The organism is Thauera sp. 27 (genome assembly GCF_000310125.2).
GTDB lineage: Bacteria > Pseudomonadota > Gammaproteobacteria > Burkholderiales > Rhodocyclaceae > Thauera > Thauera mechernichensis.
The window spans coordinates 1-437 of record NZ_AMXB01000110.1; the positions used below are offsets into that span (position 1 = coordinate 1).

Consider the following 437-nt stretch of genomic DNA (forward strand, 5'->3'; position numbering starts at 1 on the left):
CGGCTCACCCGTCTCCGGGTCGCGCTTGGAGAGCAGCGGCGGGGCGAGGTTGTACTCGACCGTGTAGCCGTGCGGGAACTGCGCGTCGAGCTCGGCGAGGAAGGCCGGGTCGGAGTGCAGGCGGGCGACCTCGTACTCGTCCTTGTAGGCCATCAGCTTGTAGAAGTAGCGTGCGGCGGCTTCGGTGAGCGCTGAGCCTTCCGGTGCGACGCGCTGTTCGGCCTCCATCACGCGCTTCACCTTGGCCGCGTAGCGGCGGGCGTAGGCGGCGTCCTGGTAGCCGATCAGGTCGGGCACGCGGATCTCGAGCAGGCGGCGCACTTCGCCGCTGGCACCGACCGAATCCACGATCTGGCGCGCCTCGGCGGTCAGCTCGGGCAGCTTGGGCGCCTTGGCCTCGTACTTGCGGATCTCGGCGTGGACGTAGTCGATGTCGA

Annotated in this window: 1 protein-coding gene; it reads right to left on the minus strand. The window is 69.1% G+C overall.

Annotated features, from left to right (window positions below; all coding sequences use genetic code 11):
- On the minus strand, positions 1–437 hold a 437-nt coding region (locus B447_RS21610; protein ID WP_004249677.1), incomplete at both ends, for a DUF6537 domain-containing protein.